We start from the raw sequence: 20,077 nt of genomic DNA, 5'->3' as shown, positions 1-20,077 counted from the left end.
CTGGGCACTGCACGGGGTGAAGGTCCCGGCGCGAGACGGGCATCATTGCCCGGCGCCCTGGTCTGATGCCCAGCGGTCACAGAATCGAAACCACCGGGTAACGGACTACTTATGTTGCGTGCTGCATAGTGTCTCACTCCCGCGGCCGTTAGCCTATGGCGCCGCCGATCCAGGTTCCCAGGATGTACGTCACACCCGCGGCGGCGCCACCCAGGACGAGCTGGCGCATGCCGCTGTACCACCACGACCGGGCCGTGACCCGCGAGACCACCGCGCCGCAGACGAAGAGCCCGAGCAGCGCCAGCAGCACGGCCGGCCACAGGGCGGTCGCCCCGAGCAGGTAGGGCAGCACGGGGAGCAGCGCGCCCAGCGCGAAGGAGCCGAAGGACGACACGGCGGCGACCAGCGGCGAGGGCAGGTCGTCGGGGTCGATCCCGAGCTCCTCGCGGGCGTGGATCTCCAGCGCCTGGTCCGGGTCGCGGGAGAGCTGCATCGCGACCTCGCGGGCGAGGGCGGGCTCGACGCCGCGCGAGACGTAGAGCTCGGCCAGCTCCTCCATCTCGTCGACCGGGTGCTTGCGCAGCTGCTGGCGCTCCACGTCCAGCTCGGCGAGGACCAGCTCGCGCTGCGAGGCGACGGAGGTGTACTCGCCGGCCGCCATCGAGAACGCGCCGGCCGCGAGACCGGCGAGGCCGGTGATGACGATCGTCGCCGGGGCGACCGCGCCGCCGGCCACGCCGGTCATCAGGGCGATGTTGGAGACGAGGCCGTCCATCGCGCCGAAGACCGCCGGGCGCAGCCATCCGCCGTTGACGTCGCGGTGGGTGTGGTTGTCGCGGTGGGCGGTGTGCAGCGGCGCTTCGATGTCGATGATGGACACGGCGTATCTCCCCTTTTGTACGAGCGGGTACGAGCGGGTACGCGAAAGCAACGCGCAGCTGTGCCCTGGCGCGGGGCACTCCCCCTGAACACCTCGAAAGTACGCACGATTTCCGGCTCCCGCCAGCAAGGAAGGCCGTACTTACCTGGGGTTTCGCGGGTCGGCGACCGGGTGACGGGGGCGGGCGGGGGGCGTTTCGCGGCGACCGACAAACCTCATGCCGTGGCACAAATCCCCCAAGGGCTCATGATGAGTCCCCCACCAAGTGGAGAGGCGCGCCATGGAGCTGATTGCATGCAATCCGCAGGTCCTCCTCGAACGGGCCAGGGGAGCGCTTCTCGGCCTCGCGGTGGGCGACGCGCTGGGCGCCCCCGCGGAGAACATGAAGCCGTCGGAGATCCGGGCGAAGTGGGGCCGGATCGAGGGCTTCGTCTCGGACGACCCGGCGGGCACGGACGACACCGAGTACGCGATCTTCTCGGGCCTGCTGCTGGCCCGGCACGGCTCCGCCCTGACCGTCGCGCACGTCGAACGGGCCTGGCACCACTGGATCGCCGACCTCGACGAGGGCCCCTTCCGCGGCGCGGGCTTCTCCGAGCGCGGCACCCTGGAGAACCTCCGCCGGGGCCTGGCCGCGCCGATCTCGGCCCAGCACCGGCACGCCTGGTCGGACGGCCTGGCGATGCGGGCGGCCCCCTTCGGGGTGTTCGCGGCGGGCCGCCCGGCGGAGGCGGCCCGGCTGGTCGCGATCGACGGCACGGTCAGCCACGACGGCGAGGGCATCTACGGCGGCCAGGCCGTCGCCGCCGGCGTCGCGGCCGCGATGGCGGGCGGCTCCCCCGCCTCGGTGGTCTCGGCGGCCCTGTCGGTCATCCCGTCCGACTCCTGGACGGCCCGCTCGCTGCGCCGCGCGGTGACCGCGGCCCCGCGCGGGGAGCGGGCGGTGCGCTCGGCGGTGGTCATCGGCGGCTACCCGTGGACGGACCTGGCCCCGGAGGCGGTGGGGCTGGCCTTCGGCGCGTTCGCCGCCTGCGCGGGCGACTTCCCCGCCTCGGTCCTCACCGCGGTGAACATGGGCCGGGACGCCGACACCACCGCGGCGGTGGCGGGCGCCCTGGCCGGCGCCCTGGCCGGCGCCGCCGCCATCCCCGCCGCCTGGGCCTCCGCCATCGGCCCGGTCCGGGGCAGCTGCCTCCCCTCGATGCGCGGCTACCACGTCCTGGACATCGCGGACCTCCTCACCCCGGAAACCGAGCCCGCCCGATGACCCACCACACCACCCTCACCGACCCGGCCCCGGAAGCGGAGTCCCCCACGGACCGGCCCGGGCCGCCCGCACCCACCCCTGCACCGGCCGCCGAACCCTTCACGGCCCCGGCCCCGGCGGCCGCCGCCACCCCCGCACCGGCCGCCGGGACCGGGCCCGGCACCGTCGCGGCCCGACCCCCCGCCCCGCAGGCCCCCGGGCCCGCCCGGCGTACTCCCGCACCACCGCCGCGGGCCCCCGCACCCGTCCCGCCGCCGGAGGCGAGCCGTACGCCCGGCGCCGCCCCGCCGGAGGCGGTCCGGCGGATCGAGGGGCTGCTGCTCGGGCTCGCCGCCGGCGACGCCGCCGGGTGGCCCGCCGCCCGGCACCGGGCCAGCCGGATGCCCGAGTGGACCCGCCGCCTCACCCGCGAGCTCGACACCTTCGCCGAGCAGAACGCCACCACCACCCTCCCCGTCCCGATCGCCCTCAACCAGCCCCCCGAACCGCTCCGCCTCGGCCCCTCCGACGACGCCGAATGGGCCGCCTTCGCCGCCGAATCCGTACTCACCGCCGCCGGGGTGCTGCTCAGCGACCTCTCCCGGTCCCGCCGCATGCGCGCCGCCATCGACCTCGCCTGGAACGCCCTGGCCAGCGAAGTCGCCGCCGCCGCGGAACGGGCCCCCGAGGTCGAGTCCGCCGTGCTGCCGATGCGCGCCCGGATCTCCGTACGTGCCGGGCTCGGCAACCTCGCCGCCGGCCTGCGCCCGCCCGCCACCGGCCACGACAACCCGCACTACTTCGACGACGCCGCCTGCGTCCGCGCCTGCGTGCTCGCCGTCGTGCACCCCGGCAACCCCGGAGCGGCCGCCGACCTCGCCGAGTTCGACGCCCGCTACACCCAGGACGGCGACGGCGTCCACGGCGCCCGCGCCATGGCCGCCGCCGTAGCCGCCGCCCTCGCCGGCGCGGACACCGACACCGCCGTCGACGCCGCGCTCGCCCAGCTGCCCGCCCCCACCGAGATCGGCCGCAACGCCCGGCACGCCGTCAAGCTCGCCCGCGCGGAGACCGGCGGCGCCTTCGCCCTCGTCCCCCTCCTGGAACACCAGATCGTCGACCACGTCTACAGCTACGGCATCGCCGCCGCCGAGACCGTCCCCGTCGCCCTCGCCCTCGCCACCGCCGCCCGCGGACAGGCCTGCGGGGCCGTCCCCGCCGCCGCCTGCCTCTCCCGCGTCGCCGACTCCGCCCCCGCCCTCGCGGGCGCCCTCACCGGCGCCCTCGGCGGCGGCGACTCCCTCCCCGCCGCCTGGCGCGAGGCCTGCCGCACCCTCTCCGGCTGCGCCCTGCCCCGGCTGGCCGGAACCGACCTCGTCGAACTCGCCGCGCTGCTCTCGCGTACGGAACTCACCACTCTGAAGGGATGATTCGGGCATGACCCTCACACTGGAGGACCGGTTCTCGGGCGCCCTCGTCGGCGCCGCCGTCGGCGACGCACTCGGCGGGCCGGTGGAGGGCTGGTCCCCGGAGCAGATCGCCGAACGGCACGGCGGCCGCGTGCACGGCATCGTCGGCCCCTGGTACGAGGACTGGCGCACCGCCCGGCCCATCGCGCCGTACCACAAGGGCGACGGCCACGTCACCGACGACACCCTCATGACGCACGCGCTGGTCCGCGTCTACACGGCCGTACGCGACCACCTGGACGCCTACGCGGTCGCCGAGCACCTCGTCCCCGACCTGATGGGCACCCCGCGCTGGATCCCCGAGCTGGAGGCCGAGGCCCTGCCCCTCCAGCGGGTCTTCCTCGCCGAGAAGTGGATCGTGACCCGGCTGCACTACGCGCACGCGGACCCCCGCGAGGCCGGCACCGGCAACATCGTCAACTGCGGTGCGGCGATGTACATGGCGCCGGTCGGCCTGGTCAACGCGGGCAACCCGGCCGCCGCCTACGCCGAGGCGCTCGACGTCGCGGGCGCGCACCAGTCCTCGTACGGGCGCGAGGCCGCGGGCGTGTTCGCGGCGGCGGTGGCGGCCGCCTGCGCCCCGGGGGCGACGGCCGCGACGGTGGTGGACACCGCGCTGGCCCTGGCCAAGGACGGCACCCGCGAGGCCATCGCCGCGGTACGCGAAGTCGCGCCGCGGCACCGGGACTTCGAGACGGCTCTCGCGCCGCTGCGGGCGGCCGTGGCCCCGTACGACTCGGTCGGGCCGGACTACCGCGCGCCCTCCCTCGGCGCCCGCCGCCCCTCGCGCCTGCACTCCATCGAGGAACTCCCCGTCGCCCTCGGCATGCTGCTGGTCGCCGACGGCCGGTACGAGGCCGCGGTGCTCGGCGCCGTCAACTACGGCCGCGACTGCGACTCCATCGCCACCATGGCCGGGGCGCTCGCCGGCGCCCTCGGCGGGGAGTCCGCCGTACCGGCCGCCTGGGCCAAGCGGGTCGCCGAGGCCAGCCGGCTCGACCTGCACGCCCCGGCGGCGGCACTGGCGGCCGTGGCCCGGGAGGTCTTCGACCGGGACCGGTCCCGCCGACGCGCCCACGAAGCCGCCTTCGACGCCATCGCCGCCCCCCGGTGACTCCCCCCTGCGCCGAAGGCGCCCCGCCCCCCGCCGCCGCCCAGACACCCCCCGGCCCGAACCGACCGCCCACCGCGGCACCCACCCCCGCCGCCCTCCAGGCACCAACCGCCCCGGCCCTGCGCCCCGCTGAGGCGCCCCCGGCAGCCGGGACGCCCACCTCCACCGCCCCTGGCCCCGCCGCCCTCCAGGCACCAACCGCCCCGGCCCGGCACCACGCCGGGAAGCCCCCCACAGGCGGGGCACCCGCGTCCGCCCCCTTCGCCGGCACCCAGGCACCGCCCGGCCCGGACCAGCCATACACGACCCCCGACGACCTCCAGGCCCCGACCGCCCAGGCCCTGCGCCCCGCTGAAGCGCCCCCCGCCGCTCCGGACCGGGTTCGGCTGACCTGGGTCCAGCCCGAGGACCTGCTCGGCCACGAGCTGCGACAGGCCGCGGAGGACGGACGCGACCCCGGACCGGCCCTCGCCGCCTGGCTCGCGGCGGGCGGCCGCCCGGCACCCGTCCGGGCCGGGGCCTCCCCCTCCCCCGCCGCCCCGGAGCTGCGCGCGCTCGCCGCCCGCCTGCTGGACGGCCTCGCGGAGCTCCCCGTCCCCACGGCGGCCGCGGAGCCCACCGACTGGCGGGCCGTCCGGGCCACCTGGCCCGCGCCCCCGCCCCCGCCCCCGGCCGCGCACCCGCCGGCCCCCGCGCTGCGCCGCAGGCTGGAGGCCGCCTGGGTCGGACGGGCCGTCGGCTGCGTGCTCGGCAAGCCCGTCGAGAAGCTCCCCCTGGACGGCATCCGAGCCCTCGCCCGCGCCGCCGGGAACTGGCCGCTGGACGACTGGTTCACCGCACGCGGCGTCCCCGCCGGGCTGCTGGCCGCGTACCCGTGGAACCGCCGCTCCGCACCCACCTCCCTCGCCGAGAACATCGACGGCGCGCCCGAGGACGACGACCTGAACCACCCCCTCCTCGGCCTGCTGCTGCTCCAGCGGCACGGCAAGGGCTTCACCACCGCCGACCTGGCCCGGCTCTGGCTCGACGAGCTGCCCGCCGGCCGCGCCTTCACCGCCGAGCGGGTCGCCTACCGCAACCTCCTCCAGGGCCTGGAGCCCCCGCACACGGCCACCCGCCACAACCCCTTCCGGGAGTGGATCGGCGCCCTCATCCGCGCCGACGTCCACGGCTGGACCAACCCCGGCGACCCGGCCGCCGCCGCCGAACAGGCCTGGCGGGACGCCACCCTGACGCACACCGCGGGCGGGGTCCACGCCGCCCTGTTCGCCGCCGCCGCCATCGCCGAGGCCGCCGGCGGCGCGGCCGACGTGCACGGCGCGCTGCGGGCCGGGCTCGCCGTCGTACCGCCCGGCTCGCGCCTCGCCGAGGCCGTCCGGCACGGGATCGGCGCAGCCCGCGAGGAGGCCTGCTTCGACCGGGTCGTGGACCGGCTGCACGCCCGCTACGGCCACTACCACTGGGTGCACGCCGTCCCCAACACGGCCCTGATCGCCGCCGCCCTCACCCACGCCGACGGGGACTTCACCCGCTCCGTCTGCCTCGCGGTGTCCGGCGGCTGGGACACCGACTCCAACGGCGCCACCGCCGGCTCGGTCGCCGGACTCCTGGCCGGGTCCCCCGACCGGATCCCGGAGCGCTGGACCGCACCGCTGAAGAACCGCCTCGCCACCACCGTCGCCGGCTTCGACGGCACCGGCTTCGACACCCTCGCCCGGCTCACCGCCCGGCTCGCCGCCCAGCCCGCCACCAAGCCCGCCACCCAGGAGGCAACCCGCTCATGACGGCCATCGCCGTGCTCGGCAGTACCAACATGGACCTCGTCGCCTACGTGCCCAAGGCCCCCCGCCTCGGGGAGACCGTCACCGGCCGGGAGTTCCGCACGGCCCCCGGCGGCAAGGGCGCCAACCAGGCGGTGGCCGCCGCCCGCCTCGGCGGGGAGGTGGTGATGATCGGCGCCGTCGGGGCGGACGAGTTCGGCGTACGGCTGCGGGCCGGGCTGGCGGCGGCCGGGGTCGAGACCGCCGCTCTGCGCACCGTCGAGGGCGCCAGCGGCACCGCGCACATCACCGTCGACGACGAGGGCGGCAACAGCATCGTCGTCATCCCCGGCGCCAACGCCCGCGTCACCGGCCTGGAGGCGGGCGACGCCTCGCGGATCGGCGCCGCCGACTGCCTGCTGCTCCAGCTGGAACTCCCCCTGGAGGCCGTCCTCGCCGGGGCGGAGGCCGCCCGCGCGCACGGCGTCCGCACCGTCCTCACCCCGGCCCCCGCGCAGCCGCTGCCGGCCGGACTGCTCGCCGCCACCGACCTGCTGGTCCCGAACGAGCACGAGGCCGCCGCCCTCACCGGGCTCACCGACCCGCACCGGGCCGCGGAGGCGCTGCTGCGGGAGGTGCCGGAGGTGGTGGTCACCCTGGGCGCGGCCGGCTGCCTGTACGCGGCGCGGGGGCGCGAGCCGCTGACGGTGGCGGCCCCCCGGGTGCGGGCCGTGGACACCACCGCCGCCGGGGACACCTTCGTCGGGGCGCTCGCGGTGGCGCTCGGGGAGGGGCGCCCGATGCCCGGGGCGCTGTCCTGGGCCTCGGTGGCGGCGGCGCTGTCCGTCCAGCGGCCGGGGGCGCAGGACTCGATGCCGACCCGCGCCGAGGTGGACCGGGCGGCGGGGGCGACGGGCCGGGCGGAGTCATGACGCCGTCGTCCGGCCCCCTGTCCGGGCTGCGCGTGCTCGACCTGGCCACCCTGTTCGCCGGGCCGCTGGCCGCCACCCTGCTCGGGGACTTCGGCGCCGAGGTGGTCAAGGTCGAGCACCCGCACCGGCCCGACCCCTCCCGGGGGCACGGGCCGGCCAAGGACGGGATCGGACTGTGGTGGAAGCTGCTCGGGCGGAACAAGCGGACGATGACCCTGGACCTGTCCACGCCCGGCGGCCGGGACACCCTGCTGCGGCTGGCCGCCACCGCCGACGTGGTCGTCGAGAACTTCCGCCCCGGCACCCTGGAGAAGTGGGGCCTGGGCTGGCCCGAGCTCTCGGCGGCCAACCCCCGCCTGGTCCTGGCCCGCGTCACGGCCTTCGGCCAGCAGGGCCCGTACGCCCACCGGCCGGGCTTCGGCACCCTCGCGGAGGCGATGAGCGGCTTCGCCGCGATCACCGGGGAGCCGGACGGCCCGCCGACCCTGCCGCCCTTCGGCCTCGCCGACTCCATCGCCGCGCTGACCTGTGCGTACGCGGTGATGACCGCGCTCGCCGGGCGGGACCGGACCGGACGGGGCCAGGTGGTCGACCTGGCGATCATCGAGCCGATCCTGACCGTGCTGGGCCCGCACCCGCTCTGGTACGACCAGCTCGGCTACGTCCAGCCCCGCACAGGCAACCGTTCCGCGAACAACGCCCCCCGCAACACCTACCGCAGCGCGGACGGCCGCTGGCTGGCGGTGTCCGCCTCGGCCCAGTCGATCGCGGAACGGGTGCTGCGGCTGGTCGGCCGGCCGGAGCTGACCGCCGAGCCCTGGTTCGCGACCGGTTCCGGGCGGGCGGCGCACGCGGAGCTCCTCGACGGGGCGGTCGGCGGCTGGATCGCCCGGCACAAGGCCGAGGAGGTGGTCGCGGCCTTCGAGGAGGCCGAGGCCGCCGTCGCCCTGGTCTACGACGTGCGGGACGTGATGGCCGATCCGCAGTTCGCGGCCCTCGACACCGTCACCGAGGTCGAGGACCCCGAGCTCGGCCCGATCCGCATGCAGAACGTCCTCTTCCGGCTGTCCGGGACCCCCGGCGGGATCCGCTGGGCCGGCCGCCCGCACGGCGCGGACACCGAATCCGTCCTGACCGAACTCGGCCTGACCGGGCCCGAGATCGCCGCTCTCCGTACCGAAGGTGCCCTGTGATCCTGACCTGGCTCTACGCACCCGGGGACCGCCCGGAGGTGGTGGCGAAGGCCCTGCGCAGCGGGGCCGACGCCGTCATCGTCGACCTGGAGGACTCGGTGTCGGCCTCGCGCAAGGAGTACGCCCGCGCCGCCACCGCCGAACTGCTGACCGAGCGCCCGCCGGTCCCCGTCCACGTCCGCGTCAACGCCCTCGGCTCCCCCTGGTCGGGCCCCGACCTCGCCGCTCTCGCCAAGCTGCACGGGCTCGCGGGCCTGCGGCTGCCCAAGGTCGACGCGCCGGAACAGATCACCCGGGTCGCGGACCGCACCGGAGGGGTGGCGCTGTACGCGCTGCTGGAGTCCGCGCTGGGGGTCGAGAGGGCGTACGAGATCGCCCGTGCCCACCCTTCCCTGCAGGGGCTGACGCTGGGCGAGGCGGACCTCTGCGCGGACCTCGGCGTCTGCGCGGAGAGCGGGCTGGACTGGCCGCGTTCCAGGGTCGTCGTGGCCGCCCGGGCCGCCGGACTGGCACCGCCGGCGCAGTCCGTCTTCCCGGACATCCGGGACCTGGAGGCGCTGGCCGCCTCCTGCGCGCGGGGCCGGGCCCTGGGCTTCCTCGGCCGTGCGGCGATCCACCCGCGGCAGCTCCCGGTGATCGAGCGGGCCTTCCTCCCGGGGCCGGAGGAGGTCACCGCGGCGGAGGAGATCGTCACCGCCGCCCGCGCCACCCCGGGAGCCCTGGCCCTCCCGGACGGCCGCTTCGTCGACCCCGCCGTCGTCGCGGCCGCCCACCGCACCCTGTCCCTCTCGCGGCGCCGCCCTGCTCCTTCTTGACGCGCCGCTCGCACGGCTCGGCCCTGGCGGGCCCCCCGGCTTCGCGGCGCTGCGACGGCCTCCGGCCGTCCCCTCCCTGACGCGGTCCTCGCACCTTTCAGCGCCGGGGGCGCTTCCCGGGCTTCGGCCCGCTGCGACGGCCTCCGGCCGTCGGGCCCGGGGCGGGGCCGGTGCAGATGGCCGGGGCCGGTGAATCGGGTGCGGGTGGTGGGCCGCTGCGCGGGCGAGGTCCCCTACCCGCCCTTCCACCGTTCCCAGGGGCGTTGCCCCTGACCCCGGTACCGTGCGCTCCGCGCCCGGTGCGCTCAAACTCCCCCAGCTACCGCTGGGAGGTGCCCCCAGCGCGGGCTGGAATTTCGCTGCGCGAAATCCAGCCCCGCCGGCACACTCCAGCCCCGCCGGCGTTTGAGGCGCGGGGGGGGCGGGGGGGCGGGGGCGGAGCCCCCGCAAGGGGTCCGGGGCGCAGCCCCGGGGAACGGGCGAAGTGGGGGTCCCCCCGGACGGAGTCTGGGGGAGGGTAGGGGACCTCGCCCCGCGCAGCGGCGACGCCCCGGCACCGGCCGGGTACGACGGAGGGGGCGCCGCAGCACGCGCGGCGCCCCCTCCGGTACGACCCGTTCAGCTCTTGTCGGCCTCCGCCGCCTTCGTGAGGCTGGTCGGCTTCTTCGCCCCGGCGCCCCCGACGGGTTCGGCATCGGCCTTGGCCTCCGCACCGGCCGGGACGGCCTCGGCCTCGGCGTCCTTCGGCTCGGCCGGGACGGCCTTCGCGTCGGCCTTCGCATCCGCCGGGACGGCCTTGGCGTCCGGGGCCGGCACGGCAGCCGCGCCCTCACCCGAACCGCCGGAGGCGTTCGGCTCGACGACCTCTTCCCGGCCCGGCCGCAGCTTCGCCGAGAGCACGAAGTACACCACCGCGAGCACGAAGACCACGATCGCGGTCCACACGTTCAGCCGCAGGCCCAGGATGTGGTGCGCCTCGTCGACGCGCATGTACTCGATCCACACGCGCCCGGAGCAGTAGGCCGCCACGTACAGCGCGAACGCCCGCCCGTGTCCCAGCTTGAAGCGCCGGTCGGCCCAGATGACCAGGGCGGCGACGCCCAGGCACCACAGGGACTCGTAGAGGAAGGTCGGGTGGTAGGTGCCGGCGACCCGGTTCGGGCCCTCGCTGATCTTCAGCGCCCACGGCAGGTCGGTCGCGCGGCCGTACAGCTCCTGGTTGAACCAGTTGCCCCAGCGGCCGAAGGCCTGGGCGATCGCGATGCCCGGCGCGAGCGCGTCGGCCCAGGCGGGCAGCGGGATGCCGCGCAGGCGGCAGCCGATCCAGGCGCCGACCGCGCCGAGCGCGATCGCGCCCCAGATGCCGAGGCCGCCCTCCCAGATCTTGAAGGCGTCGACCCAGTCCCGGCCTTCGCCGAAGTAGAGCTGGTAGTCGGTGATCACGTGGTAGAGGCGACCGCCGACCAGGCCGAACGGCACCGCCCACACGGCGATGTCCGCGACCGTGCCCGGCTTTCCGCCGCGCGCGATCCACCGCTTGTTGCCGAGCCAGACGGCGGCGAAGACGCCGATGATGATGCAGAACGCGTAGCCGCGCAGCGGGACCGGTCCGAGATGGATCACGCCGGTCGACGGGCTGGGGATGTAAGCAAGGTCCATGGCAGACCTGACGCTACCCTGCCGGGCGGTGCGCACCGCAACCCGCCCGGCAAGCTGAAACCAAAACCACACATGGCGGGGCCGCCCGTGTCAGCCTCCCGACCCCGTCCCGGCCCCGGCGCGGGCACCGGAAGCGGAACCGGATCCGGAGGCCGTGGAACCCTTGGATCCGCTCTTCGGCGCGCCGTTCCCCGAGGCGGACGCGGAGGGGGACGCCGACGGCGACGGGGCGGTCTTGCCGCCGGTGCCCTCGACCTTCTCCTTCAGCTTCTGCGGGGTCAGCGGGTTCGCCTGGTCGGAGAAGATGTCCTTCCCGTCGAGCAGCACCGTCGGCGTGCCCCGGAACTTCCCGTCGCTGAACGCCTCGTGCGACTTGCCCACCCAGCTGTTGTGGGTGCCGTCCTCCACGCAGGAGCGGAAGGCGGGGGTGTCCAGCCCGTCGACCTTGCCCGCCAGCTCCAGCAGCTTGGCGTTCTTGCCGAAGGCGTCGTCGGTCTCCGGCGGCTGGTTCTGGAAGAGGACGTCGTGGTAGGCGGAGAACTTGCCGGCGTCCTGGGCGCAGGCGGCGGCGTTCGCCCCCTTCAGGGAGCCGGTGCCGCCCATGTTCCCGTCGATCAGGGTGACCAGGTGGTACTCGACCTTGAGGAGCCCCTTTGCCTCCAGGTCGTGGATGGTGGTGCGGTAGTTGTCCTCGAAGGCCTTGCAGGCGGGGCAGCGGAAGTCCTCCCACACCGTGAGGGTGGACTTGGCCCCGTCCTTGCCCGTCTGGATGGCGAGCGCGTCCTTGCCGGTGGCTCCGGAGGGCGCGGCCACCGGGCCGGCCTTGGCGGACTTGTCGCCCTTGCCGGCGTTGGCCGCGATCACGCCGACGACGGCGGCCAGGCCGAGCACGCCGACGACCGCCCCGGCGACCAGGAAGGTCCGCCGGCGCTTGTCCCGGCTCTTCTGCCGCTCGCGCTCCTCCTGGAGTCGCTCCCGGGCCGATCGTTTCGTCGCATCGCGGTTCGCACCGTCGTTCTTCTCGCTCACGTTCGGCCAAACGAAGCGGGGAGGCACTCGCGTGCCTCCCCGCTGCCGAATCCACCCGATCGGGCTACAGAACCTCGTCCCGGGCCCGTCCGGGGTCAGGACCTGCGTACGCCTTCCGCAAGCTCGCCCGCCAGTGCCCGCACGGCCGCGAGGCCGGCCGGCAGGTCGGGGGCGTCCAGGAGCAGCTTCACGAAGGCCGAGCCGACGATCACACCGTCGGCGAAGCCGGCGACCTGCTTGGCCTGTACGGCGTTGGAGACGCCCAGGCCCACGCAGACCGGGAGGTCGGTGGTGGCGCGGGTGCGGCGCACCAGTTCCTGGGCCTCGTTGCCGACGGACTCGCGGGTGCCGGTGACGCCCATGAGGGAGGCGGCGTAGACGAAGCCGGAGCCGGCGGCGGTGATGGTCGCGAGCCGCTCGTCCTTGCTGCTGGGGGCCACGACGAAGACGGTCGCCAGACCGTGCTCGGCGGCGTGCTCCCGCCACAGCGCGGACTCCTGGACCGGCAGGTCGGGCAGGATGCAGCCGGCGCCGCCGGCGGCGGCCAGCTCGGCGGTGAACCGCTCGACGCCGTAGCGGTCGATGGGGTTCCAGTACGTCATGACCAGGATCGGGACGCCGGTGGCCTCGAAGGCCTCGCGGACGGTGCGCAGCACGTCGGCGATCTTGACGCCGCCGCGCAGGGCGATGTCGTCGGCGGTCTGGATGACGGCGCCGTCCAGGACCGGGTCGCTGTGCGGCAGCCCGATCTCGACGACGTCGGCGCCGCCCGCGATGACGGCCTTGACGGCCTCGATGCCGCCGTCGACGGTCGGGAAGCCGGCCGGGAGGTAGGCGACGAGGGCCGCGCGGTCCTCGGACTTGGCCTTGGCGAGGGTCGCGCTCAGCAGTTCGATGTTGCCCTGGTTGCTCACTTGTTCTCCCCCTCGGTCTCCGCACCGTCGTACAGCCCGAAGTAGCGGGCGGCCGTGTCCATGTCCTTGTCGCCGCGGCCGGACAGGTTGACGACGATCAGGCCGTCCTTGCCCAGCTCCTTGCCCAGGTCGAGGGCGCCCGCGAGGGCGTGCGCCGACTCGATGGCCGGGATGATGCCCTCGGTGCGCGAGAGCAGGCGCAGGGCCTGCATGGCGGCGTCGTCGGTGACGGCGCGGTACTCGCCGCGGCCGGTGTCCTTGAGGTAGGAGTGCTCGGGGCCGATGCCGGGGTAGTCCAGGCCGGCGGAGATGGAGTAGGGCTCGGTGATCTGGCCCTCCTCGTCCTGGAGGACGTAGCTGCGGGAGCCGTGCAGGATGCCGGGCTCGCCCGCGGTGAGGGTGGCGGCGTGCTCGCCGGTCTCCACGCCGTGTCCGGCGGGCTCGAAGCCGACCAGGCGGACGTCCGCGTCGGGGATGAAGGCGTGGAAGAGGCCGATGGCGTTGGAGCCGCCGCCGACGCAGGCGGCGACGGCGTCGGGGAGCCGGCCGGCGCGCTCGATGATCTGGCGGCGGGCCTCGACGCCGATGACGCGGTGGAAGTCGCGGACCATGGCCGGGAAGGGGTGCGGGCCGGCGACGGTGCCGAAGAGGTAGTGGGTCTGGTCCACGTTGGCGACCCAGTCGCGGAACGCCTCGTTGATGGCGTCCTTGAGGGTCCGGGAGCCGGACTTCACGGCGATGACCTCGGCGCCGAGCATGCGCATGCGGGCCACGTTGAGGGCCTGGCGCTGGGTGTCGATCTCGCCCATGTAGATGGTGCAGTCGAGGCCGAAGAGGGCGCAGGCGGTGGCGGTGGCCACGCCGTGCTGGCCGGCGCCGGTCTCGGCGATGACGCGGGTCTTGCCCATGCGCTTGGTGAGCAGCGCCTGGCCCAGCACGTTGTTGATCTTGTGCGAGCCGGTGTGGTTGAGGTCCTCGCGCTTGAGGAAGATCCGGGCGCCGCCGGCGTGCTCGGCGAACCGGGGCACCTCGGTCAGGGCGCTGGGCCGGCCGGTGTAGTTGACCATGAGGTCGTTGAGCTCGGCGGCGAAGGCCGGGTCGCCCTTGGCCTTCTCGTACTCGACGGCGACCTCGTCCACGGCGGCGACGAGGGCCTCCGGGATGAACTTGCCGCCGAAGTCACCGAAGTAGCCCTCGGTGTTGGGGACGTGACCCTCCGGGTCCGGGATGAAGAACGAGCTGGTGGACATGTGCCACTACTCCTACGGGTACGGAATGCGAGGCTTCGCTCGACGCGGGCTGGATGCACCGTATTGCGCCGCCGGTCCGCCGCCCGCGCACCCCGCTGAGGGGGTGGGAGGGGTACGGACGGGACGGCCCGCGCCCACGAGGGGGGCGGGGCCGCACGAGGGCCCCGGCCGGTACGTCAGGGGTACCGGGCCGGAGGGGCCGCCGTTACGACGCGGTCGTGCCGCGCCATCGCATGCCGTTGACCTGTCCGGGCTCGGACCCGATCACGTAGCGCACCCGCCGGCCGTGCACGCGGCGGGCCGGGGCGCGGCAGCCGCGGGGGCGGCAGCCGCGCGCCAGCGGCGCGTGCGCCGTCGGCACGCCGGCCGGGCCGTGGCCCGGGCGGGTGCGGACGGAGGAGGAGGCGGGGGGCACGGGAGTGGTCAGCTCCGCCCGTGACGCAGGGCGGGGTGGGCGCCGGCGGCGACCAGGTCGGCCACGGCCGCCTTCGGGTCGCGTCCGGTGACCAGGGACTCGCCGACGAGGACCGCGTCGGCGCCCTCGTTGGCGTAGGCGATCAGGTCGTGCGGTCCGCGGATGCCGGACTCGGCGACCTTCACGATGTGGGGCGGGATCTCTCCGACGACCCGCTCGAAGGTGGAGCGGTCGACCTTGAGGTCCTTCAGGTTGCGCGCGTTGACGCCGATGATCTTGGCGCCGGCGGCGACGGCACGCTCGATCTCCTCCTCGTCGTGCACCTCGACGAGCGGGGTGAGGCCGATGGACTCGGCCCGCTCGATGAGGGAGACCAGGGCCTCCTGCTCCAGGGCCGCGACGATCAGCAGCACGAGGTCGGCGCCGTAGGCGCGGGCCTCCCACAGCTGGTACGCCGTGACGATGAAGTCCTTGCGCAGGATCGGGATGTCCACGCGTGCGCGGACGGCCTCCAGGTCCGCGAGCGAGCCGCCGAAGCGGCGCTGCTCGGTGAGGACGGAGATGACCGCCGCACCGCCCGCCTCGTAATCGGCGGCGAGCCCGGCCGGATCCGCGATCGCGGCCAGCGCGCCCTTGGAGGGGCTGGAGCGCTTGACCTCGCAGATCACCTTGACGCCGTCGCCACGCAGGGCGGCGACGCCGTCCTTGGCCTGGGGCGCCTTGGCGGCACGCTCCTTGAGCTCGTCGAGGCTCACGCGGGCCTGCCGTTCGGCAAGGTCTTCGCGGACCCCTTCGATGATCTCGTCGAGCACACTCACGCGAGCGGCCCCCTTCCGGGTTGATGACGGTCGGCCGCCTTGCAGACACGTTCCACTGCAAGGTCGGCACTCAAATGGTATCCGCAGGTCGCCGAGGCCTCCGCACGGACTTCTCGGTTTCCCAGGGACTGGACACTCGGAATATGGCCTTCCCGTAGTTCCCGCAAGGCCTCCGCCGGGGTCAGGGAGCCAGTGCGGAACCGAACGGGAGGTTCCGGACAATCGAGAACGCCAGCACCAGACCCCCGACGCCCCACCACCAGGCCGGCCGCAGGGCGATCCGGGGCACCGGACCCCCGCGGAAGGCCCGCAGCAGCCACAGGGCCGTGAAGGCGGCGAAGACGAGGTAGCCGGCCACCGCCACCGCATTGGCACCCAGCGCCGCCGGCAGGTCGCCGGTGGCGAAGGCGTGCGCGCTGCGCAGCCCGCCGCAGCCGGGGCACAGCACCCCGGTCAGCCGGAACAGCGGGCAGACCGGATAGTGCCCCGGTTCGTTGGGGTCCACGGCGCCCACGTACGCGAACGCCGCCACGGCCCCGGCCAGCGTCAGCACGGGGGCGGCGAGCCGCCGTGCCCGGGAGGCCGGTACTGGCGGCCGCCCGGACGGCAGGGGCTCCCAGGGGCCCGCGTACGGGGCGTCGGTACGAGAGGCGTCCACCCGCTGATTCTCTCCGCTCATGACAAAAGGCGCAGCCCGACGGGGCCGCGCCTTTCGAACAGCGGACCGGCAGACCCGCGCGGTCCCGCTCAGACCTTGGCGGCGACCCGGTTCGCGGCGATGACCTCGGCGAGGTCGCGGTGGGTGGCCTTCGGCGCACCCATGCCGGCGGCCCGCATCGCGAGGCCGACCACACCGCCGAGCGCGACGACGACCAGGCCCGCCCAGAACCCCAGCGGGTTCGCCAGCACCATGAAGGCGCCGGATACGCAGAAACCGATGAAGGCGATGACGACACCGGTCCAGGCGGCCGGGGTGTGTCCGTGGCTCGTGCCCGCCATGAGTTGCTCCTCGTTGCTCTGTCTCGCGTGCGGTGCCGCACGCTCGCTGTCATTGTCCCGCACGGCGCCGCCGGTTTCTCCAGTGGGTGGCGATCTCCGGCGGCCCCTTCTAGCGGGTGGGGTCCTCGCCGCGGTCCAGTGCCTTCCACAGGTCCTCCGGCCGGTCCGGGTCCACCGGGGCCGGGGTGCGCCCGCGGGGGCTCCCGTCGCGCTCGTAGCGGCCTCCCATCGCGGGCCAGGCGCTGCCGAAGCGCAGCGCGAGCAGTCCCGCGAGCAGGATCAGGGCAGCGCCGGAGGCGGTGACGTACGGCCACGCCGTATGGGTCAGCTCCACCACCCGGGCGGCCGTGTCGGCCGTCGCGGTGGCGGCCCGCTCGTCGAGCGCGGCCCGGTCGTCGGCGGCGGCCACGGCGGCCAGGGCGGCGCCCAGACCGCTCAGCGCCAGCAGCCCGGAGACCAGCAGCCGGCCCCGGCCCCGTACGGCGAACACCGCGACCAGGGCCGCGAGGCCGACGATCGCCAGGGCCGCCGGAAGGCCCGTGACGGCCCGCCCGTCAGCGGTCAGGGGCAGGGTCCCGCCGCCGATGGAGGCGCTGCCCCGGGCCCAGGTGCGGCCGGAGGCGAGCAGGACGACGGTGGCGCCGAGCGCGCCGAGCAGCAGGGCGACGGCCACGGTGCGGCGGCCGGCGCTGCTCCCGGGGGCCTCGGCCTCGGTGGGGGGGTGGGGTACGGCACTCACGTACCCCACTATCCCTTACGGCCTCAGGCGCGGTGGAGGCGGTTCGCCGCTCCGACGGCTCGGAGCACGGCGGCCGCCTTGTTGCGGCACTCGCGGTCCTCCAGCTCGGGCACCGAGTCCGCCACCACGCCGGCCCCGGCCTGCACGTACGCGGTGCCGTCGCGCAGCAGCGCGGTGCGGATGGCGATGGCCGTGTCGGAGTCCCCCGCGAAGTCGAGGTAGCCCACGCAGCCGCCGTACAGGCCGCGCCGGGAGGGCTCCAGCTCCTCGATGATCTGCATGGCGCGCGGCTTGGGCGCGCCGGAGAGGGTCCCGGCGGGGAAGCAGGCGGTGAGCACGTCGAAGGCGGTCCTGCCCTCGGCGACCCGGCCGGTGACGGTGGAGACGATGTGCATGACGTGCGAGTACCGCTCGATGCTCATGAAGTCGACGACCTCGACGGAGCCCGGCTCGCACACCCGGCCCAGGTCGTTGCGGCCCAGGTCGACGAGCATGAGGTGCTCGGCGCGCTCCTTGGGGTCGGCCAGCAGCTCCTCGGCGAGGTCGTTGTCCTCCTGCGGGGTCGCGCCCCGGTGCCGGGTGCCCGCGATCGGGTGGACCATGGCCCGCCCGTCCTCGACCTTGACCAGCGCCTCGGGGCTGGACCCGACCACGTCGAAGCCGTTCTCGAAGCGGAAGAGGTACATGTACGGGGACGGGTTGGTGGCCCGCAGCACCCGGTAGACGTCCAGCGCGGAGGCCTCGCAGGGGGTCTCGAACCGCTGCGAGGGCACCACCTGGAAGGCCTCGCCGGCCCGGATCCGCTCCTTCACGTCCTCCACGGCGGCCTGGTACTTCTCGCCGCCCCACAGCGCGGAGACTGTGCCGTCTTCAAAACTCGGCACCTCGGAGGCGGGCAGCGGGGCCGGGGCGTACGGCGCGGGCCGCGCGAGGTCGGCCTCCATGGCGTCGAGCCGGGCGACGGCGTCGGCGTAGGCCTCGTCGACCCCGGAGTCCAGGTCGTTGTGGTTGATCGCGTTGGCGATCAGCTGCACGGTGCCGTCCCAGTGGTCCAGGACCGCCAGGTCGGAGGTGAGGAGCATGGTCAGCTCGGGGAGCTCCAGGTCGTCCTCGGCGTGCTCGCCGATCCGCTCCAGGCGGCGGACGATGTCGTAGCCCAGGTAGCCGACCATGCCGCCGGTGAAGGGCGGCATGCCGCCCACCAGGTCCCGGGGCGTGTGCAGGGCCTCGACGGTGGCGCGCAGCGCGTCGAGGGGGTCGCCGTCCGTGGGGACGCCGACGGGCGGGGTGCCGATCCAGTGCGCCTGGCCGTCCTTGACGGTGAGGGTGGAGTCGCTGCGCACGCCGACGAAGGAGTACCGGGACCAGGAGCGGCCGTTCTCGGCGGATTCCAGCAGGAAGGTGCCGGGGCGTTCGGCGGCCAGCTTCCGGTAGAGCCCGACGGGGGTGTCCCCGTCGGCGAGCAGCCGCCGGCTCACGGGGATGACGCGGCGGTCGGCCGCGAGCTTGCGGAACGTCTCGAGATCCATGGGGTGGGACCCTAACTGGCGAGGGGGTGTCCGGCCGATCAGGGGCGGATCAGCCCGGGTTGTCTGGTGCCGTGGATTGCAAGGCGGAGGAAGGAGCCACTGCGGTGGGGGCCCTCCCAGCGGTAGCTGGGGGACATTGGCGACTGACGACAACGCGGCAAGCCGCGGTGCCGGGCAAGCCGGGCCCGGCCATGATCGGCCGGACACCCCCTAGCTGGCGTCGCTGAAAAGGACATCGTCGTCGAAGCAGGTGCGCGCGCCGGTGTGGCAGGCGGCGCCGACCTGGTCGACCTTGACGAGCACGGTGTCCGCGTCGCAGTCGAGGGCGACGGACTTCACGTACTGGAAGTGGCCGGAGGTGTCCCCCTTGACCCAGTACTCCTGGCGGCTGCGCGACCAGTAGGTGCAGCGGCCGGTGGTGAGGGTGCGGTGCAGGGCCTCGTCGTCCATCCAGCCGAGCATGAGCACCTCGCCGGTGTCGTACTGCTGGGCGATGGCCGGGACCAGGCCGTCCGGGGAGCGCTTGAGGCGGGCGGCGACGGCGGGGTCGAGGGAGGACGTACTCATGGGCCCCATTGTGCCGGGCGGAACGACCCGTTACGGATCACCGTCCGCCTGATGGGCAGCCGCGCGGCGGGGCACGGCCGTAGGCTGGCCCGCATGTCTACCCATGCGAAGCGTGAACGACTGCTGCTGGCGGACCTCTTGGAGGCGGCGGGGCCGGAGGCGCCGACGCTGTGCGACGGCTGGACCTGCCGGGACCTGGCGGCGCACGTGGTGGTGCGCGAGCGCCGCCCGGACGCGGCGGGCGGACTGCTGCTGAACGTGCTGAAGGACCGCCTCGACCGGGCGATGGCCGAGTACACGGCCAAGCCGTACGAGGAGCTCATCCAGCTGATCCGCACCGGCCCGCCGAAGCTGTCCGTGTACGCGCTGAAGCAGATCGACGAGGCCGCGAACGCGGTGGAGTTCTACGTCCACGCGGAGGACGTGCGGCGCGCGCAGCCCGACTGGTCGCCGCGGACGCTGGACCCGGTGTTCTCGGACGCGCTGTGGGCCCGGCTGGAGAAGCTGGCCCGGCTGACGGGCCGCCGCTCGCCGGTGGGCCTGGTGCTGCGCCGCCCGGACGGGCGTACGGCGGTGGCGCACAAGGGCGTGCCGGTGGTGACGGTGACCGGGGAGCCGGGCGAGCTGACGCTGTTCTGCTTCGGCCGGCAGAACTCGGCGGCGGTGGAGCTGGACGGCGAGAAGGAGGCCGTCGCGAAGCTGACGGTGGCCCAGCTGGGCATTTGAGGCACGTCCGCCTGCGGGGCCCG

General features: G+C 75.0%; 20 protein-coding genes. 8 read left to right on the top strand and 12 right to left on the bottom strand.

Annotated features, from left to right (window positions below; all coding sequences use genetic code 11):
• Positions 1-148: 148 nt before the first annotated feature.
• Complete coding sequence (locus OG553_RS25040) at positions 149-880, bottom strand: VIT1/CCC1 transporter family protein (RefSeq protein ID WP_405981134.1); 732 nt, start codon at positions 878-880, stop codon at positions 149-151.
• Between the two features lie 280 nt (positions 881-1,160).
• Here OG553_RS25040 and OG553_RS25035 point away from each other — a divergent pair, with 280 nt between their 5' ends.
• The 7 genes from OG553_RS25035 to OG553_RS25005 all read left to right on the top strand — a co-directional run bounded on the left by OG553_RS25035 (position 1,161) and on the right by OG553_RS25005 (position 9,409).
• Positions 1,161-2,147: an ADP-ribosylglycohydrolase family protein gene (locus OG553_RS25035; protein ID WP_405981133.1), complete on the top strand. Its 987-nt coding sequence runs from the start codon at positions 1,161-1,163 to the stop codon at positions 2,145-2,147.
• Positions 2,144-3,556: an ADP-ribosylglycohydrolase family protein gene (locus tag OG553_RS25030; protein WP_405981132.1), complete on the top strand. Its 1,413-nt coding sequence runs from the start codon at positions 2,144-2,146 to the stop codon at positions 3,554-3,556. Before OG553_RS25035 ends, OG553_RS25030 begins: the two co-directional genes overlap by 4 nt.
• A 7-nt stretch (positions 3,557-3,563) precedes the next feature.
• Positions 3,564-4,709 (top strand): ADP-ribosylglycohydrolase family protein, encoded by a 1,146-nt coding sequence (locus tag OG553_RS25025; RefSeq protein WP_405981131.1) that lies wholly within the window; start codon positions 3,564-3,566, stop codon positions 4,707-4,709.
• A gap of 341 nt (positions 4,710-5,050) precedes the next feature.
• A complete protein-coding gene (locus tag OG553_RS25020; protein WP_405983128.1) occupies positions 5,051-6,493 on the top strand; it encodes an ADP-ribosylglycohydrolase family protein in 1,443 nt (480 codons plus the stop codon).
• Positions 6,490-7,401 (top strand): ribokinase, encoded by a 912-nt coding sequence (gene rbsK, locus OG553_RS25015; protein WP_405981130.1) that lies wholly within the window; start codon positions 6,490-6,492, stop codon positions 7,399-7,401. Before OG553_RS25020 ends, rbsK begins: the two co-directional genes overlap by 4 nt.
• Entirely contained in the window at positions 7,398-8,594 is a 1,197-nt protein-coding gene (locus OG553_RS25010) for a CaiB/BaiF CoA transferase family protein (protein WP_405981129.1), read from the top strand. The genes rbsK and OG553_RS25010 overlap by 4 nt, the downstream gene beginning before the upstream one ends.
• On the top strand, positions 8,591-9,409 hold the full coding sequence (locus OG553_RS25005) for an HpcH/HpaI aldolase/citrate lyase family protein (RefSeq protein WP_405981128.1): 819 nt from the start codon (positions 8,591-8,593) through the stop codon (positions 9,407-9,409). Before OG553_RS25010 ends, OG553_RS25005 begins: the two co-directional genes overlap by 4 nt.
• 618 nt (positions 9,410-10,027) lie before the next feature.
• Here the strand turns inward: OG553_RS25005 and lgt are convergent.
• The 11 genes from lgt to hisI form a co-directional block, all read right to left on the bottom strand.
• A complete protein-coding gene (gene lgt / locus OG553_RS25000; RefSeq protein ID WP_405981127.1) occupies positions 10,028-11,068 on the bottom strand; it encodes a prolipoprotein diacylglyceryl transferase in 1,041 nt (346 codons plus the stop codon).
• A gap of 90 nt (positions 11,069-11,158) precedes the next feature.
• Complete coding sequence (locus tag OG553_RS24995) at positions 11,159-12,097, bottom strand: thioredoxin domain-containing protein (RefSeq protein ID WP_405981126.1); 939 nt, start codon at positions 12,095-12,097, stop codon at positions 11,159-11,161.
• Between the two features lie 95 nt (positions 12,098-12,192).
• Complete coding sequence (trpA, locus tag OG553_RS24990; protein ID WP_405981125.1) at positions 12,193-13,011, bottom strand: tryptophan synthase subunit alpha; 819 nt, start codon at positions 13,009-13,011, stop codon at positions 12,193-12,195.
• The gene (trpB, locus tag OG553_RS24985; RefSeq protein ID WP_405981124.1) at positions 13,008-14,261 is read right to left on the bottom strand and encodes a tryptophan synthase subunit beta; all 1,254 of its coding nucleotides are present in this window, start codon (positions 14,259-14,261) and stop codon (positions 13,008-13,010) included. Before trpB ends, trpA begins: the two co-directional genes overlap by 4 nt.
• Positions 14,262-14,466: 205 nt before the next feature.
• On the bottom strand, positions 14,467-14,676 hold the full coding sequence (gene trpM / locus OG553_RS24980) for a tryptophan biosynthesis modulator TrpM (RefSeq protein ID WP_405981123.1): 210 nt from the start codon (positions 14,674-14,676) through the stop codon (positions 14,467-14,469).
• Between the two features lie 8 nt (positions 14,677-14,684).
• Positions 14,685-15,494 (bottom strand): indole-3-glycerol phosphate synthase TrpC, encoded by an 810-nt coding sequence (gene trpC, locus OG553_RS24975; protein WP_007263565.1) that lies wholly within the window; start codon positions 15,492-15,494, stop codon positions 14,685-14,687.
• Between the two features lie 181 nt (positions 15,495-15,675).
• Complete coding sequence (locus OG553_RS24970; RefSeq protein WP_405981122.1) at positions 15,676-16,173, bottom strand: DUF2752 domain-containing protein; 498 nt, start codon at positions 16,171-16,173, stop codon at positions 15,676-15,678.
• Positions 16,174-16,241: 68 nt separating this feature from the next.
• Positions 16,242-16,493 (bottom strand): HGxxPAAW family protein, encoded by a 252-nt coding sequence (locus OG553_RS24965; RefSeq protein ID WP_405981121.1) that lies wholly within the window; start codon positions 16,491-16,493, stop codon positions 16,242-16,244.
• Positions 16,494-16,602: 109 nt separating this feature from the next.
• On the bottom strand, positions 16,603-17,241 hold the full coding sequence (locus OG553_RS24960; protein ID WP_405981120.1) for a TIGR02234 family membrane protein: 639 nt from the start codon (positions 17,239-17,241) through the stop codon (positions 16,603-16,605).
• A 14-nt stretch (positions 17,242-17,255) separates the two neighbouring features.
• Complete coding sequence (locus tag OG553_RS24955) at positions 17,256-18,761, bottom strand: anthranilate synthase component I (protein ID WP_405981119.1); 1,506 nt, start codon at positions 18,759-18,761, stop codon at positions 17,256-17,258.
• A gap of 210 nt (positions 18,762-18,971) precedes the next feature.
• Complete coding sequence (gene hisI, locus OG553_RS24950) at positions 18,972-19,337, bottom strand: phosphoribosyl-AMP cyclohydrolase (protein ID WP_405981118.1); 366 nt, start codon at positions 19,335-19,337, stop codon at positions 18,972-18,974.
• An 84-nt stretch (positions 19,338-19,421) separates the two neighbouring features.
• Here hisI and OG553_RS24945 point away from each other — a divergent pair, with 84 nt between their 5' ends.
• Positions 19,422-20,054, top strand: a complete 633-nt coding sequence (locus OG553_RS24945) for a TIGR03085 family metal-binding protein (RefSeq protein WP_405981117.1) — start codon at positions 19,422-19,424, stop codon at positions 20,052-20,054.
• The last annotated feature ends 23 nt before the right edge of the window (positions 20,055-20,077 follow it).

The organism is Streptomyces sp. NBC_00158, assembly GCF_045160885.1.
Taxonomy (GTDB): Bacteria; Actinomycetota; Actinomycetes; order Streptomycetales; family Streptomycetaceae; genus Streptomyces.
The sequence above is the reverse complement of the archived record's forward strand: the minus strand, read 5'-3'. Positions and strand labels throughout refer to the sequence as shown.

Excerpts from the sequence above, each read along its gene's own strand:
- OG553_RS25035 (WP_405981133.1), top strand. The coding sequence starts at position 1,161 with ATGGAGCTGATTGCATGCAATCCGCAGGTCCTCCTCGAACGGGCCAGG.
- OG553_RS25030 (WP_405981132.1), top strand. The coding sequence starts at position 2,144 with ATGACCCACCACACCACCCTCACCGACCCGGCCCCGGAAGCGGAGTCC.
- OG553_RS25025 (WP_405981131.1), top strand. The coding sequence starts at position 3,564 with ATGACCCTCACACTGGAGGACCGGTTCTCGGGCGCCCTCGTCGGCGCC.
- rbsK (WP_405981130.1), top strand. The coding sequence starts at position 6,490 with ATGACGGCCATCGCCGTGCTCGGCAGTACCAACATGGACCTCGTCGCC.
- OG553_RS25010 (WP_405981129.1), top strand. The coding sequence starts at position 7,398 with ATGACGCCGTCGTCCGGCCCCCTGTCCGGGCTGCGCGTGCTCGACCTG.
- lgt (WP_405981127.1), bottom strand. The coding sequence starts at position 11,068 with ATGGACCTTGCTTACATCCCCAGCCCGTCGACCGGCGTGATCCATCTC.
- trpB (WP_405981124.1), bottom strand. The coding sequence starts at position 14,261 with ATGTCCACCAGCTCGTTCTTCATCCCGGACCCGGAGGGTCACGTCCCC.
- OG553_RS24970 (WP_405981122.1), bottom strand. The coding sequence starts at position 16,173 with ATGAGCGGAGAGAATCAGCGGGTGGACGCCTCTCGTACCGACGCCCCG.
- OG553_RS24965 (WP_405981121.1), bottom strand. The coding sequence starts at position 16,493 with ATGGCGGGCACGAGCCACGGACACACCCCGGCCGCCTGGACCGGTGTC.
- OG553_RS24955 (WP_405981119.1), bottom strand. The coding sequence starts at position 18,761 with ATGGATCTCGAGACGTTCCGCAAGCTCGCGGCCGACCGCCGCGTCATC.
- hisI (WP_405981118.1), bottom strand. The coding sequence starts at position 19,337 with ATGGGGCCCATGAGTACGTCCTCCCTCGACCCCGCCGTCGCCGCCCGC.
- OG553_RS24945 (WP_405981117.1), top strand. The coding sequence starts at position 19,422 with ATGTCTACCCATGCGAAGCGTGAACGACTGCTGCTGGCGGACCTCTTG.